General features: G+C 30.7%; 14 protein-coding genes. 8 read left to right on the forward strand and 6 right to left on the reverse strand.

The window, feature by feature from the left end; genetic code table 11:
• Window positions 1–1,128, reverse strand: a 1,128-nt coding sequence (locus B2X73_RS08170) for an alkaline phosphatase family protein (protein WP_291096193.1), incomplete at its 3' end; no start/stop codon positions are given.
• 104 nt (window positions 1,129–1,232) lie between these two features.
• Between B2X73_RS08170 and B2X73_RS08175 the strand changes: the two genes are divergently transcribed.
• Entirely contained in the window at window positions 1,233–1,685 is a 453-nt protein-coding gene (locus tag B2X73_RS08175) for an SRPBCC family protein (RefSeq protein WP_115000556.1), read from the forward strand.
• 50 nt (window positions 1,686–1,735) lie between these two features.
• Here B2X73_RS08175 and B2X73_RS08180 read toward each other — a convergent pair whose 3' ends face one another.
• Window positions 1,736–1,942, reverse strand: coding sequence for a hypothetical protein (locus tag B2X73_RS08180; protein WP_038334195.1), 207 nt, complete (start codon window positions 1,940–1,942; stop codon window positions 1,736–1,738).
• 136 nt (window positions 1,943–2,078) lie between these two features.
• Here B2X73_RS08180 and fumC point away from each other — a divergent pair, with 136 nt between their 5' ends.
• The 3 genes from fumC to B2X73_RS08195 all read left to right on the forward strand — a co-directional run bounded on the left by fumC (window position 2,079) and on the right by B2X73_RS08195 (window position 4,470).
• A complete protein-coding gene (gene fumC, locus B2X73_RS08185; protein WP_180904387.1) occupies window positions 2,079–3,476 on the forward strand; it encodes a class II fumarate hydratase in 1,398 nt (465 codons plus the stop codon).
• 128 nt (window positions 3,477–3,604) lie between these two features.
• The gene (locus B2X73_RS08190; protein ID WP_038334185.1) at window positions 3,605–4,039 is read left to right on the forward strand and encodes an antitoxin Xre/MbcA/ParS toxin-binding domain-containing protein; all 435 of its coding nucleotides are present in this window, start codon (window positions 3,605–3,607) and stop codon (window positions 4,037–4,039) included.
• 2 nt (window positions 4,040–4,041) lie between these two features.
• A complete protein-coding gene (locus B2X73_RS08195) occupies window positions 4,042–4,470 on the forward strand; it encodes an RES family NAD+ phosphorylase (protein WP_286494819.1) in 429 nt (142 codons plus the stop codon).
• Window positions 4,471–4,530: 60 nt separating this feature from the next.
• Here the strand turns inward: B2X73_RS08195 and B2X73_RS08200 are convergent, their stop codons facing one another.
• From B2X73_RS08200 to B2X73_RS08210, 3 genes are all read right to left on the reverse strand, one after another.
• Window positions 4,531–6,933, reverse strand: a complete 2,403-nt coding sequence (locus tag B2X73_RS08200) for a heavy metal translocating P-type ATPase (RefSeq protein ID WP_286494820.1) — start codon at window positions 6,931–6,933, stop codon at window positions 4,531–4,533.
• A gap of 85 nt (window positions 6,934–7,018) precedes the next feature.
• The gene (locus B2X73_RS08205; protein ID WP_291096195.1) at window positions 7,019–8,275 is read right to left on the reverse strand and encodes a sensor histidine kinase; all 1,257 of its coding nucleotides are present in this window, start codon (window positions 8,273–8,275) and stop codon (window positions 7,019–7,021) included.
• Window positions 8,276–8,340: 65 nt separating this feature from the next.
• A complete protein-coding gene (locus B2X73_RS08210) occupies window positions 8,341–9,687 on the reverse strand; it encodes a sigma-54-dependent transcriptional regulator (RefSeq protein WP_286494930.1) in 1,347 nt (448 codons plus the stop codon).
• Window positions 9,688–9,878: 191 nt separating this feature from the next.
• Between B2X73_RS08210 and B2X73_RS08215 the strand changes: the two genes are divergently transcribed.
• The 4 genes from B2X73_RS08215 (at window position 9,879) to B2X73_RS08230 (ending at window position 14,571) form a co-directional block, all read left to right on the forward strand.
• Window positions 9,879–11,120 (forward strand): efflux RND transporter periplasmic adaptor subunit, encoded by a 1,242-nt coding sequence (locus B2X73_RS08215; protein WP_286494822.1) that lies wholly within the window; start codon window positions 9,879–9,881, stop codon window positions 11,118–11,120.
• Window positions 11,121–11,237: 117 nt separating this feature from the next.
• Entirely contained in the window at window positions 11,238–11,948 is a 711-nt protein-coding gene (locus B2X73_RS08220) for an ABC transporter ATP-binding protein (RefSeq protein WP_286494823.1), read from the forward strand.
• A 5-nt stretch (window positions 11,949–11,953) separates the two neighbouring features.
• The gene (locus B2X73_RS08225; protein ID WP_291096197.1) at window positions 11,954–14,101 is read left to right on the forward strand and encodes an ABC transporter permease; all 2,148 of its coding nucleotides are present in this window, start codon (window positions 11,954–11,956) and stop codon (window positions 14,099–14,101) included.
• The gene (locus B2X73_RS08230) at window positions 14,098–14,571 is read left to right on the forward strand and encodes a TolC family protein (RefSeq protein ID WP_286494825.1); all 474 of its coding nucleotides are present in this window, start codon (window positions 14,098–14,100) and stop codon (window positions 14,569–14,571) included. The genes B2X73_RS08225 and B2X73_RS08230 overlap by 4 nt, the downstream gene beginning before the upstream one ends.
• A gap of 166 nt (window positions 14,572–14,737) precedes the next feature.
• Here B2X73_RS08230 and B2X73_RS08235 read toward each other — a convergent pair.
• A partial coding sequence (locus B2X73_RS08235; RefSeq protein ID WP_414647160.1) for a cytochrome-c peroxidase occupies window positions 14,738–15,148 on the reverse strand: 411 nt, incomplete at its 5' end.

Genomic DNA, 15,148 nt, shown 5'->3' on the forward strand with positions numbered 1-15,148 from the left:
TACTTCTCCAGTTGGAAAGTATCCTGCATTACCTTTTTTATCTTGGAAATATTTAGGATTATGAGCTCCACCATGATCTGCAGTTAAGAAAACTAAATATTGCCCTTTTCCAACTTTTTGGTCTAAGTGATTAAATAATTGTTCCAAGTCTTTATCTAAACGCAAATAAGTATCTTCGGCTTCGATTGTATTTGGAGAAAATTGATGTCCAACATAATCAGTAGAAGAGAAACTAACCGCTAAAAAATCTGTAATTCCTTTCTCATTTTGACCTAATTTTTCGTTATCAATAATTTCAATCGCGATATCTTTTGTTAACGAATTTCCGAAAGGAGTAGAGCGAATCAAACCTAAACCATTTTCTTTTTTCAACGCTTTCAAATCATAAGGAAATTGCATTTTATCTAATCCTTTATAATTTTCGCGATATGGATTTCCATCTTTTTCACTTTGTACATAAGTATCAATCGGATAAAGTGTGTTCCATTTGTCTAAATATTTTTCAGGAACTTTTTTATCGTTGAATTTTTGTAACCATTTTGGCAACTCATTCATATAAAATGTACTCGAAACCCAGTTACCAGATTCTCCATCAAACCAAAAAGCAGCATCAGCAAAATGACCTGCAGGTAATATTCCTCCACGATCTTTTAACGAAACTCCATATACTTTTGAACGGAAATTTGTTGATAATTTTAATTGATCAGTAACTGTAGAAGTTAACAAGTTTTTTGGAGACATTTTTCCTGCTTTTGATGAAGTTCCAACCCCATTTACAGCATCATCTTGCGTACAATACATTTCTTGTCCTGTTGCTTGAATGATAAAATCGTTCCCAGCAATTCCGTGAATAGCAGGCACAGAACCTGTATAAATAGTGCTATGACCGATAGCTGTATAAGTAGGTATATAAGGAATATAGGTATTTTCGTTGCTAAAACCTTCGTTTAACATACGATTGAAACCTCCTGTAGAATATCTATCTTGGTAACGATATAAATAATCCCATCGCATTTGATCGACAACGATACCAACTACTAGTTTTGGACGGCTAACCTCTTGTTGCGCATATAGCGAAAGACCAGCAAATAACCCTAAAACACTTAAAAAAGTTTTATTAAATTTCATTTTAAAAATTTTACACATAGCAAATGTAACAATTAAATTTTGGGCTAAATTTAAATAATAATTAAAAAATTAGTAAATTAAACAAAATCATAAAAAAATAGAATATGAGTGCAAAGCCTGTAGAAATAGTAGAAATTTTTGATGTTTCAATTGATAAAGTGTGGAATGCCTTAACGACAAAATCTGCTTTTGATAAATGGTATTTTGATATTAAGAAGTTTGTTCCAGAAGTTGGATTCGAATTTGAGTTTTATGGCGGATCGTATTTACATCACTGTAAAATAGTAGAAGTAGAGCCGACTAAATTGTTAGCTTATACATGGAAATATCCTGTCTACGAAGGAAATTCTGTTGTTACATTTATTTTGGATGAATTAACAGATGAAATTGTTCCGCAAACAAAATTAACGTTGATTCATGAAGGAATTGAAACTTTTCCGCCTGATGATAAAAATTTCTCGCGCGAAAGTTTTGAAGCTGGTTGGACAGAAATTATCCGAATTAGTTTGAAAAATTATTTGGAAGGAAATTATGAAGAAGATTCGAAAGTCGAATAAATAAAAAAAGGAACTTCGTCAAGTTCCTTTTAATTTTTTTTTACAGCTTATTATTTTTTGAATAATACTGTGATTCCTTCTTGATTTGGTAAAATCGGACGAGGATCTTCTGCTGTTACTATTCCAGCTTTTTCTTTTCTTAAATTCGCAACCCAAAATGGAATCCAAGAAATAGCCATCGTTGCAAAAAAGATGATACCCCAGAATCCGCATAAAGCGATTGTTAAGAATAATAAGAAACCTAAAAATTGAATCATGATTTTATTTTTATGTGATACAAACTTAGTAAATAAAATTTATAGAAATACTAACATTAATCACTTTTCTTTCATCAAACGATTTCTTAAATTTGTGAGATAAGTAAACAATATATAAATAATAAAAAATACCAAAATGGAATACAGAATTGAGAAAGACACCATGGGGGAAGTAAAAGTTCCTGCAGATAAATACTGGGGTGCTCAAACAGAACGTTCTCGTAACAACTTTAAAATTGGTCCTGCGGCTTCTATGCCTCACGAAATTGTAGAAGGTTTCGCTTATCTTAAGAAAGCTGCTGCTTATGCAAATGCTGAATTAGGTGTTTTACCAGTTGAAAAACGTGATGCTATTGCTGCTGTATGTGACGAAATTTTAGCAGGAAAATTAGATGATCAATTTCCTTTAGTAATTTGGCAAACAGGTTCAGGAACTCAATCTAATATGAATGTGAATGAAGTTGTTGCTAATCGTGCGCAAGTTTTAGCTGGATTCAAAATTGGAGAAGGTGAACCAGTTCTTAAAGCGAATGACGACGTTAACAAATCTCAATCTTCTAATGATACTTTCCCAACAGGTATGCACATTGCTGCTTACAAAGCAGTTGTTGAAGTAACAATTCCAGGTGTTGAGCAATTACGTGATACATTAGCTAAGAAAGCTGAAGAATTTAAATCTGTTGTAAAAATTGGTCGTACACACTTAATGGATGCAACGCCATTAACATTAGGTCAAGAGATTTCTGGATATGTAGCGCAATTAAATCACGGTTTAAAAGCTTTAAGAAATACACTAGAGCATTTATCTGAAGTTGCTTTAGGTGGAACTGCTGTAGGTACAGGTCTTAACACGCCAGAAGGATACGATGTTTTAGTTGCTAAATACATTGCTGAATTTACAGGTCATCCATTTGTAACAGCAGAAAATAAGTTCGAAGCATTAGCTGCTCACGATGCAATCGTAGAAACTCACGGAGCTTTGAAACAATTAGCTGTTTCATTAAACAAAATTGCAAATGACGTTCGTATGTTAGCTTCTGGACCTCGTTCAGGTATTGGAGAAATTATCATTCCAGAAAACGAACCAGGATCTTCTATCATGCCAGGTAAAGTAAATCCTACTCAATGTGAGGCGTTAACAATGGTTGCAGCTCAAGTTATGGGTAACGATGTTGCGATTACAATTGGAGGAACTCAAGGTCATTATGAATTGAATGTTTTCAAACCAGTTATGGCTGCAAACTTCTTACAATCTGCACGTTTATTAGGAGATGCTTGTGTGTCTTTTGATGAGCATTGTGCGCAAGGTATTGAGCCAAATTATGCTCGTATCAAAGAATTAGTTGATAATTCATTAATGTTAGTTACAGCACTTAATACGAAAATTGGTTACTACAAAGCTGCTGAAATTGCTCAAACAGCTCACAAAAACAACTCAACGTTAAAAGAAACTGCAATCGCATTAGGGTATGTAACTGCTGAAGAATTTGACGAATGGGTAAAACCAGAAGATATGGTTGGTTCTTTGAAATAAGAATTTTTAAATCATTATATAGGAAGAGGTTGCTTAGGCAACCTCTTTTTTTGTTAAATTTATTTAAATTTGAGAAAAAGTTCCTTTATTAAGTGGAAAAATTGTAACTTTAATAAAAGTTTAGAATTATGGCAACTGTTAAACTAAAAAAATACGAACAAATCATAAATGAAATCCCTGAAGTAAGAGATTTTACGAGTGTTTATTTTTACGTAAATCGTTATAATATTGATCAAAAATATATTCAATATCTTGATGAATTATCAACGTTAAAAGACGAAATAATCTCAAGTTGGTTAAATATCACAACGCGTACATACAGAAATTATAAAACGAAAGATGTTTCTCTAAAAGATAATACAAAAGAGCATATTGTTTTATTGATTTCTTTATACAAACACGGTTTGGAGGTTTTCAATACAAAAGATGATTTCGAGAAATGGTTAACGACGCCTAATGTTTTGTTAGATAAAAAATCGCCAGCAGATTTTCTTGATACAGTTTCAGGTCTGAAATTTATCGATAATCGTTTGACTGCGATAGAATACGGAGAAAACGTCTAACAATGTTAGTTTACAATATTCGTAAAGCGAGATATTCAAAATCATTACAAGCTTCTGGAGTTGCCAACAGATGGAATAAAAATGATGAATTTGTTATTTATGCAGGAAGTTCTCGCGCGCTTTCAACCTTAAAATTGGTGGTGCATAGAAGTTCTATTAGCATTGATAACTCGTACAAATTATTAGTGATAGAAATTGATTGCGAAGAAGATGAAATTTATGAAATTAAAAAGTCTAAATTACCTAAGAATTGGCAATCTGTAGAGGCTTATCCCGAGTTACAAGAGATTGGTTCTGCTTGGTATCAGGATTTTAAATATTTGGTTATCAAAGTTCCATCGTCAATCATTCCAAAAGAATATAATTATTTAATCAATACAAAACATCCTGATTTTTCTTCAAAGGTTAAAATCAAAGAATTAGAAGATTAAAATCGACTAAATATTTAGCCGATTTTTTTATGAATATTTTAAAGTTTTTTTAAATCTTTTTTAAATCTTTTTATACTTTAACAATAAACTATTTGTTACAACACTTACACTACTCAAAGCCATTGCAGCACCAGCAATCATAGGATCTAACAAAAATCCGTTAATTGGATAAAGCACTCCAGCAGCGATTGGAATTCCTATTACATTGTAAATAAATGCCCAAAATAAATTTTGATGAATTGTTTTGACCGTTTGCGTAGATAAATTAATTGCATGATCGATTTTTGTCAAATCTCCGCCAATCAAGGTAACTTCTGCCACATCAATCGCAATATCAGAACCATTTCCCATCGCAATCGAAACATCCGCCTGAGCCAACGCTGCACTGTCGTTAATTCCATCACCAACCATTGCAACAACTTTTCCTTTTTGCTGCAAATCTTTGATAATACTCATTTTATCATTTGGTAAAGCATTTGCGACAACTTGATCAATTCCGACTTGTTTTGCAATTGCATTTGCCGAAAATTCGTTGTCACCAGTCACCATCCAAACTTCAATTCCTTTTTCGTGAAAAGCTTTAATAGCTTCAACAGAAGTTGCTTTTATTTCATCAGAAATTCCAATTAATCCCAAAACTTTTTTATCATTTCCAAAGAAAGAAGTAGTATAATTTTTAATCGAAAAATCTTGAATAGCTTGTTTTACATTTTCATCAATTTGAATATTTAATTCAGTAATCCAACTTGTTTTTCCAACATAATAAGTGTCATTTAAAATATTAGCTTTCAATCCTTTTCCAGATATATCTTCAATTTTTAGTTCAGGTAAAATATCTTGTTTTCCAATATGTTCTGTAATCGCTTTTGCCAAAGGATGTTGCGAATTATTTTCGATTGTATAAAGCATATTTTTAGCAGAATCATCAAACCAAATCAATTCTTGTACTTTTGGTTTTCCTTCTGTAATTGTTCCTGTTTTATCTAAAATAATTGTATCAATTTTCTTCGCTAATTCTAAACTTTCAGCATTTTTGATCAAAATTCCTTGCTCAGCACCTTTTCCCATTCCAACCATAATCGCGGTAGGTGTTGCTAAACCAAGCGCACAAGGACAAGCGATAACAAGGACAGTAATCATCGATAAAAGGGCCATTGTAAAAGCATTTTCTTGACCTAAAACTAACCAAGTAATGAACGTTAGAATTGCAATAATAATTACAATCGGAACAAAAACACCTGCAATTTTGTCTACCAATTGTTGAACTGGCGCTTTACTTCCTTGTGCATTTTTAACCGATTGAATAATTTGAGCCAAAAGTGTATCATTCCCTACTTTCAAGGCTTTATATTGAATAGGAGAGTTTTGGTTTAAGGTCCCTGAAAAAACATTTGCATCAATTCCTTTTTCAACTGGAATTGGTTCTCCTGTCAATGAACTTTCATCGATAAAAGATTCTCCCGAAACAATAATTCCATCAACCGCAATTTTATCTCCAGGTTTTGCAATAATCAAATCACCAATTTGTACATCTTCAATTTTCACTTCAACCTGATCTCCATCTTTCACAACCAACACAGTATTAGGTTGTAATCCGATTAATTTCTTGATCGCTTCGGAAGTATTTCCTTTCGCACGTTCTTCCATCAATTTACCAATCAAGATAAAAACGATGATTAAACCAGCAGCTTCAAAATAAGGATGCGCATGCAAACCTTTGCTGTGCCAATATTCTGGAAATAATGTATTGAAAACGCTAAAAAGATAGGCTACACTTGTACTCAAAGTAACCAAAGTATCCATATTAGCCGATTTATTTTTCAATTGTTTCCAAGCACCGACGAAAAATTGTTGCCCAAAAATGAAAAGAATTGGCGTAGAAAGTGCCCACATAATGTAATTTCCGTAAGGCATATCCATAAAAAACATTCCAATAATAAATAAAGGAACTCCAAAAATTAAAGCCCAAATCACTTTATTTTTCAGCGTTTTGTATTTTTCTTCGTGAAGTTGTTCTATTTCTTCATCTTGATTTTTAGACTCATCAATCACCAAATCATAGCCAACTTCTACTAAAGCATTTTTCAAATTTTCTGGAGAAACTAGAGTAGGAATGTACTCTATTTTTCCCATTCCATTTCCGTAATTCACTTCCGCATTTACAACACCTAACTGACGATTAAGATTCGCTTGAGAACTACTCGCACACGAAGCACACGTCATATTGAGAACGGGATACGATTTTTCGACAGAATCTATTTTGAAGTTATTTTGCTTTAAAGTTTCGTAGATTTTAGGGGAAACTTTCCATAATTTCTTTGCCGAAACGTTAATCGTTTTAGCATCTAAATTCACAGCATATTCATCAAGATTTTCTATTTCAGAAAGTAATTTATTGATGAGTTCAACATCTTTTTCTGAATTCAAATTGATAATCGGTATAGTAAGTGTTAGTGCATTCATAACAGTAATTTTATGGGACAAATTTCCAAAGATTTTGGCGAGAAAGTATTATATAATTAGAGGTTAAAGTTACACTTTTTACTAATTACTTTAAGATGATATTAAAACGTTTCACGCCATCATTTTGTTGATAATACAAATAACCTTTGTGCGCTTCTATAATGTTTTTGGAAAGTGTTAAGCCAATTCCTGCACCATCTTTTCGAGTTGTATAAAAAGGTAAAAATATTTTGGAAATGATTTCTTCATCAATCAATTGTCCAGAATCTTGAATAATAATTTGCAATCGATTATCAGTTTGTTTCGATGAAATTTCAATAGATTTAGTTTCTACATTTTCTAATGAATAAATCGCATTTTTGATTAAGTTAATCAAAACTTGTTCAAATAAGATACGATCAATTTCAACTTCAATATTTTGTGGAATTAAATTCTGAAAAACAATATTTTTTTGATGAAATTCAGCCGAAAAAGATTGTTCAATTCCTTGGACAATTTCATACAAATTTTGTAACGATTTAACAGGGTTTGGTAACATGGTCAATTTACGATATTGCTCTACAAACGTCTGTAAATGCTGACTTCTATTCATAATTGTATTCAAACTCAAACGAATATCATCATAATCATTTTTGTCTAAATGATTCGCTTCAAAATAAGTTTTTGTGGTATTTGCTAATGAATAAATAGGCGTCAAAGAATTGATGATTTCATGCGCAATAACTTTCATAATATTCATCCAAGCCTCTTTTTCAGTGGAATCAATCACGCGCTGAATCGAATCAATAAAAATAATCGCATATTCATCATGAGCAATCAACGTTTTTGTGTTCTGAATCAGATAAGTTTGTCGCTCTTCATCATTAATTTGTATGTCAATTGTACTTTTAAAATCATCAAATTCTTTATTTTCTAAAGTTTCACAAAACTGTGGAATCAATTTTTTTAGATAATTCCACGAACTTGATTTTGGAACGCTAAATATCTTTTGAAAATGATGATTGATAAATATAATTTTTCGATCATTTTCTTCTTTTTTAAGAATCAAAAAGCCAAACGGAACTGCATTCAATAATTGATGATAAATGATTTCTTTAGACGAATTTAAAACATGTTCTTCTCTAATTTTATGATATAATTTTAATACAGAATTGTCTTTTTTATATTGATTTTGATTAATATTTAAGTTAAAGTCATTGTACAATAAAGCATCTATAATTTTCTGATTTTTAGAAAGATAATTTTTAGAAAAATGAATTATTTCCGTAATCGAAACAATTGTAATAATACATACAAATGTAAATGAAAACCAATAATTTTTGATTCCAATAAAAGCCAACATAAACAAAAGAAATGCTAAAAAAAGTATTCTGAGTACTAACTGAAAAATAAGAGAATTGCGTTTCATTATTTATAATTCGTAATGTTATATTTTTCTAATTTTCGATATAAAGCAGCACGAGAAACACCTAAATTTTCGGCTGTTTTACTAATATTTCCTTCAAAAAAATGTAAACGTTCTACAATTTTATTTCGCTCTATTTCGTTCAAATTATTTGAATTATCTGTTATTTTTTGAGGAATAAATGTTGTGAAACCTATATTTTCAATCGTAATTTCATTTTCTTCAGCCAAAATAATTGCACGTTCGATTCTGTTTTGCAATTCTCGAATGTTTCCGTTCCAATCGTAGTTTTCTAATTGATGTAAAATTTGTTCATGGATAATAGGTTTTTCTACTTCATATTTATCAACATAAAGTTCTAAAAAATAATCAATCAAAGGTTTAATATCTTCTTTTCGTTCGCTAAGACTTGGCATTGTAACTGAAATTGTATTGATTCGATAATATAAATCTTCCCTAAAACGACCTTCTTTTACTGCATTTTCAAGATTCGCATTCGTAGCAACAATAATCCGAACATCAATTTTTCTTGGTAAACTTTCTCCTAAACGAATAATTTCTTTATTCTGAATTACTTGCAAAAGTTTTGCTTGTAAATGATTTGGTAAATTCCCAATTTCATCTAAAAAAATTGTTCCATTATTTGCTGCTTCAAATCGACCAATTGTATCTTCTTTTGCATCGGTAAACGCACCTTTTTTATATCCAAATAATTCACTTTCAAATAGATTTTCGTTTAAAGAACCTAAATCAACATGAACAAATTTTTCTGTATTTCGAGAAGAATTTTCATGAATTGATTTTGCCAAAACTGATTTTCCTGTACCATTTTCGCCTAAAATCAAGATTGTTGCATCGGTTTTTGCAATTTTATTGGTGATTTTATATACTTTTTCGATACTCGGAGAATTTCCGTAAAACAACTTATTTTCTTTCGCTTCTTTTATTTTCCTCGATTTTCTAAGTTGTTTTATCGCTTCTTTTATAAGATTAACTAATTTATCATTATCCCATGGTTTTAAAATATAATCAATCGCACCAAGTTTTAAACCTTCAACCGCAGTTTCTACACTTCCATAGGAAGTCATTAAAATTACTCTCGTTTTTGGTTGCGCATGTTGAATTTCTTTCAGCCAAAAAATTCCTTCTTTTCCATCTTCATAACCTGTTCTAAAATTCATGTCCATTAAAACAACATCAATTTCATTTTCTACCAAGATTTGAGGAATCTTTTTAGGATCAGAACAAGTGATAATTGTTTCGAATTGGCGTTTCAAAAGTAGTCGACTTGCAATTAATATTTCTTCTTGATCGTCTAAAATCAGTATAGTGGCTAAAGTTTTCTTCATATTCAGTTTTGTCATGTGTCCGTTTCTGAACAAATAAGTGTTCGTTTTCGGACAGTCTATTTTTTATATAATTTTTTAAAAGAATTGATTTCAATGCTTTAAGAAATTATAAATTTTGGGCATATTTATTACGTATTGATAATTAGTAAAATAACCATAAATAAACGGTTGTTTGGTAAATTTAATAAATAATGGATACGAAAATCAATCAAAAAAATAAAAAATATAAACGCCTCGGAATAATTGCTGTAACGACCATAATTTTAGGCGGTTCGAGTTTTTATTTGATGAATCGACCGCGAACTTTAACTGTAAGTGCAAATGAATTGATGATAAAAGACGTTTCTGAAGATTATTTTGAAGATTTTGTTGTTTTTCAGGCACAAATAGAACCAATTAATTCAATCTTTATCAATGTGATAGAAGGTGGTTCTGTTCAAGAAATATTTGTAGAAAATGGTGAGAAGGTGACAAAAGGATTACCAATTGCACGATTATATAATCCGAATACGGAACTTAATTTTTTGACGCAAGAAACGGCAATTATTGAACAAATGAATCAATTAAATGTTGCAAAACTATCTATTCGGAATCAAGAATTAGATCTATCAAAGGATTTTGTAGGAATTGAACACGATTTTAATCAATCAAAATTAGATTATGAACTAAATCAAAAGTTATATGATCGAGAAGTGTTAGCAAAAAATGAGTGGGAGAATACGAAGGAAAAAATGCGCTATCAGCAAGAACGAAAAGCAATTATTCAAAAAAGTTTGGTAAAGGAACGTGAATCAAATTCGATTCAATTAAAGCAAATTAATGAAGCTTTAGCTATCATGCAAAAAAGTCTAGTAACGCTTCGGAAAAACAAACAAAATTTCTTGGTTTTAGCACCTGAAACTGGTCGTTTAAGTTCTTTTGAAGCGACATTAGGACAATCAATAGAAGCAGGAAAAAGCATAGGAAAAGTGGATATTCTAAGCGGTTATAAATTAGTTGCAATGGTAGATGAATATTATTTGGATAGAATTCAAGAAAATCAATATGGACAAATCGAAATTAAAGGAAAAATCATAAAAGTGAAAGTGACTAAGATTTCTCCAGAAATAAAAAATGGAAAATTTAAAACAGAATTAGAATTTATTGATAAAATTCCTGAAAATTTACAAGAAGGTTTATCCGTAGGAGTAAAATCGATTTTATCCGAGAAAGAGAAGAAATTAGTGATTCAGAAAGGTTCCTTTTATACAACCACACAAGGGAAGTGGATTTTTGTTGTTAATAATGATAAAGCAACACGAAGAAAAATTGAATTAGGAAGAGAAAATCCGAGTGTTTATGAGATATCCTCAGGATTAAAAGTAAATGAAAAAGTAATTATTTCGAATTACGAAGATTATAAAGAAGTACAAGAATTAACGATAAAAAAATAATAACACACAATTTTAGCTGTCATTTCGAGCTTATCGAGAAATCTATAAAATACAGATTCCTCATTTCGCTAAAAGCTATGTTCGGAATGACAAAAAATAAATTAAAAAAATAACATCATGATTAAAATAGAAAACTTATCAAAAATATTTATCACAGAAGATATTCAAACAAAAGCGTTGAATGAGATTAATTTAATAATCAATTCTGGAGAATTTATTTCCATTATGGGCCCTTCAGGTTGTGGAAAATCAACTTTATTGAATATTATTGGATTATTGGATTCTTTCAATGGAGGAAGTTATACCTTGAATAACCTTGAAATGTCTAATGCAAACGAATCGAAACGCTCTCAAGTTAGAAAAGAAAACATAGGATTTATCTTCCAAAATTTCAACTTAATTGATGAATTATCAGTTTATGATAATATCGAATTACCTTTGATTTATTCTAAAGTTTCGAACTCGGAACGAAAAAAACGAGTGCAAGAAATTGCCGAAAAATTAAACATTGTCCATCGTTTGCAACATTATCCACAGCAACTTTCTGGTGGTCAGCAACAACGTGTTGCAGTAGCAAGAGCTTTAGTGATTAATCCTAAAATAATTTTGGCTGATGAACCAACAGGAAATTTGGATAGTATTAATGGAAATGAAGTCATGGAGCTTTTGACCGATTTGCATGCGCAAGGATCTACAATTTTGATGGTGACACATTCGGCTCATGATGCGGCTTACTCTGATAAAATTATTACCATGAAAGATGGTGAAATTCTTTCTGAAAAAATGAATCAGAAAAATGTAAATGTTTTTGAGAAAACTAAAATTTAAATTCAATGCTAAAAAATTGGCTTAAAATATACTTAAGAAATACGATCAAGAATAAAGGGTTTACATTTCTTACAATTCTTGGTTTAGCTATCGGAATTGCTGGTGTTATTTTTTCGACTTTATATTGGAAAGATGAAACGAGTTACAATCAATGGAATCCGAATATTGGTCGCGTATTTGAAACATTAACTGTATTTCAGAGAGGTGGAGAAACTTGGCCTACAAGTGTTGAACCTTTGCCTCGTTACTTAAAAGAAAAATCAGATAAGATAGAAAGTTATTGTTGGTTTGAAGGTTGGTATGGGCAAGAAACTTATTACGTCAATAATAAAAAAGTTTATGTTACTGGAATTACTAGTACAGATCAGAATTTTTTTGATTTTATTCCATTCAAGTTTATAAAAGGAAGTGTAGATGATTTTCGCAAAAACAGATATGGTGTTGCAATAGAAGAGAGTGAAGCAATCAAAATCTTTGGTAAAGAAAACCCTGTAGGGAAAATCTTGACAACATATGATGGAATAAAGATGCCGATTTATGGTGTTTTTAAAGCAGAAAAATACACAAGCTTTCAACCTAAAATGGTTATTTCTAATATTTATTCACGTTTAGAGGATATTAAGGATAACTGGGGAAATTATGGCACAGGACTATTTATAAAGCTTAAAAATCCTGCAGACAAACTAGAAGTAGAGAAACTGGCTACACAATTATTTTATGAGAATAATACAGTTAAAAATGCGCAACGAGAAGGAGTTTCAGTAGAAGAATTTTCAAAGATATACGAACCTGTTAAAGTACAATTACAGCCTTTAAAAGATTCGAGATTAAATGCCAAAGTTTCAAGACTTCCGGAAGGAATGGGAAACAAACTGTTTTTACAGATTAACCTGGGATTATCTTATCTGATTTTAATTTTATCCATCATCAATTATATTAACCTTTCCACTGCACAAGCAATTAGAAGAGCAAAAGAAGTAGGAATCAGAAAAGTGGTTGGAGCAACCAAACGAAATATTGTTGTCCAATTTATTGTAGAAACAACCATTACAACTGTTTTGGCATTTGTGGTTGCTTTGGCTTTGGTTGAAGTAGGTTTACCCAGTTATAATCAGCTGATTGACAAAAACCTGGAAATAGAAATTATCCCGTTTATCCCATATCTTGTAGCGATTTTCATTGTAGTTGTGATTATTGCCGGAATTTTTCCTGCCATTTATGTGTCAAATTTTAAAGAGCTTAACGTTCTAAAAGGGAATTTTTCAAGAAGCAAGAATGGAATTTGGTTACGAAATGGAATGTTGATTTTACAATTTTCTATTGCTACATTCTTTATTGTAGCTGGAACTCTTGTTATTCAACAAATGAATCATATTGCAAAAAAAGATTTGGGATTTTCAGGAGATCAAGTGATTAGTATTCCGTTTAAAAGACAGGATTTAGGAGAAAATAAGTTCAATTTTTACGAAAGTTTCCAGCAAGATGTAGCAAAAATTAAAGGCGTACAAAGCATTAATGCAACGGCATTTAAGTTTGGTTCCGGTGGAGCAATATCCAACACAAGTTTTAGAGTAAAAGATAAACAATTGGTAACAGATAATATGGCGATTGACTTTGGCTTTCTAAACATGATGAAAATTGAAGTAAAAGAAGGACGAGATTTAGATCCTAAAATCTCATCTGATACAATTTCCAGTGTTCTTATTAATGAAACCGCAAAAAAACATTTTGGAGAAACATTAAAGTTAAATGACGAGTTCGATTGGAATAATCAAAAATTAAAACTGGTTGGAGTAATAAAAGTTTTTTATTTGGGAGAGCCACAGGCTAAGATTAGACCAATGATGTTTTTTCATTTTAAAGTTGTAAAGTGGATGCCTTCCAATCTTCAAAATATACTGATTAAAATAGACACAGAAGATACAAAAGAAACCATCGATAACATTGAAACGTTTTGGAAAGCTAAAGTTAATCAAGATTATCCATTTGAATATGAATTTGTTGATAAGCAATTTGCTCGTTCGTATGAGAATTACACAAAACAAGAGAAAATGTTCAAAATTCTAAATGTTATTGTGATTACAATCGCATTATTTGGATTGTTTGCGCTTTCATCTTACACAATCGAACGTAAATACAAAGAAATTTCTTGAATTATTCTTACGGAACTTTTTATGCGCAGAAAATTAAGAGTTTGGCGGATACTAATTTTCAGTTTGGAAATCAATTAAAAGACAACAAAAGTCAATATATTGGATTGAATCTTTCTATTCCAATTTATTCGAGAGGAAATACAGCGCAACAACGAGAATTGAAAAAAATTGAATTACAATTAAATGAAGTGCAAAAAGATAAAGAGGAAAAACGATTAAATGATCTCGTTAATCTTGAAATAAAAAAATTAAATTTATTGAAAGATTTGACCAATTCTTTAATTGAAATTGTAAAAACTTCTGAACAATCTTTTGAAACCACAGAAACAAAATATAAGTTTGATAAAGTTGATGCTTCTGTTTACAAATCGTCTAAAAATCAAGTGTTAAAATCAAAATATAATGAACTCAATAATAATTTGAGTCAAGTATTTATTCAAAATCAATTAAAAATTTTAGTTGAAAATTAAAACTATACAAAATAAAAAACGACTCAATTATTGAGTCGTTTTTTATTTATAATTTGTTATTTATTCGGTAATTGCGGTGGACGCATTTTGTATTGATTCTGTTTCAAACTCATCAAAAAAGCTTCTAATGCATCCATTTCCGAAGCAGTTAAATTCAATTTCTGAACTAACTCTGTTGTTTTCGGAAATAATGAATCATTTTCTGTTTCTCATTTGGTTGAAAATGGAACATTCCTGCATTGTACATATTGATTACACCACGAATCGTAGGAAAAAGTCCGTTGTGCATATAAGGAGCATTTTGAGGAACTTCTCGTAATGAAGGTGTTTTGAATTCACCAACATTCTTAGCCAATTTAGTTGTATTGTATAATCCTAAATCCTCGTATTCTCGACCATAATATGTCAAACCTATATTATGAAATTTATTATCCGAAAAATATGCTGTATTGTGACAATTGATGCAACGCGCTTTTGTACGGAAAAGATGTAAACCTTCAATTTCTTGATCAGTTAATTCATCCGATTTTCCTGAAATAAATTTATCAAATCTATTTTTTGGTGATAAAATCGTACG

Source organism: Empedobacter sp. UBA7252 (genome assembly GCF_002472765.1).
Lineage (GTDB): Bacteria > Bacteroidota > Bacteroidia > Flavobacteriales > Weeksellaceae > Empedobacter > Empedobacter falsenii_B.

Excerpts from the sequence above, each read along its gene's own strand:
- B2X73_RS08210 (WP_286494930.1), bottom strand. The coding sequence starts at position 9,687 with ATGAAGAAAACTTTAGCCACTATACTGATTTTAGACGATCAAGAAGAA.
- B2X73_RS08200 (WP_286494820.1), bottom strand. The coding sequence starts at position 6,933 with ATGAATGCACTAACACTTACTATACCGATTATCAATTTGAATTCAGAA.
- fumC (WP_180904387.1), top strand. The coding sequence starts at position 2,079 with ATGGAATACAGAATTGAGAAAGACACCATGGGGGAAGTAAAAGTTCCT.
- B2X73_RS08195 (WP_286494819.1), top strand. The coding sequence starts at position 4,042 with ATGTTAGTTTACAATATTCGTAAAGCGAGATATTCAAAATCATTACAA.
- B2X73_RS08220 (WP_286494823.1), top strand. The coding sequence starts at position 11,238 with ATGATTAAAATAGAAAACTTATCAAAAATATTTATCACAGAAGATATT.
- B2X73_RS08205 (WP_291096195.1), bottom strand. The coding sequence starts at position 8,275 with ATGTTGGCTTTTATTGGAATCAAAAATTATTGGTTTTCATTTACATTT.
- B2X73_RS08215 (WP_286494822.1), top strand. The coding sequence starts at position 9,879 with ATGGATACGAAAATCAATCAAAAAAATAAAAAATATAAACGCCTCGGA.
- B2X73_RS08190 (WP_038334185.1), top strand. The coding sequence starts at position 3,605 with ATGGCAACTGTTAAACTAAAAAAATACGAACAAATCATAAATGAAATC.
- B2X73_RS08175 (WP_115000556.1), top strand. The coding sequence starts at position 1,233 with ATGAGTGCAAAGCCTGTAGAAATAGTAGAAATTTTTGATGTTTCAATT.
- B2X73_RS08225 (WP_291096197.1), top strand. The coding sequence starts at position 11,954 with ATGCTAAAAAATTGGCTTAAAATATACTTAAGAAATACGATCAAGAAT.
- B2X73_RS08180 (WP_038334195.1), bottom strand. The coding sequence starts at position 1,942 with ATGATTCAATTTTTAGGTTTCTTATTATTCTTAACAATCGCTTTATGC.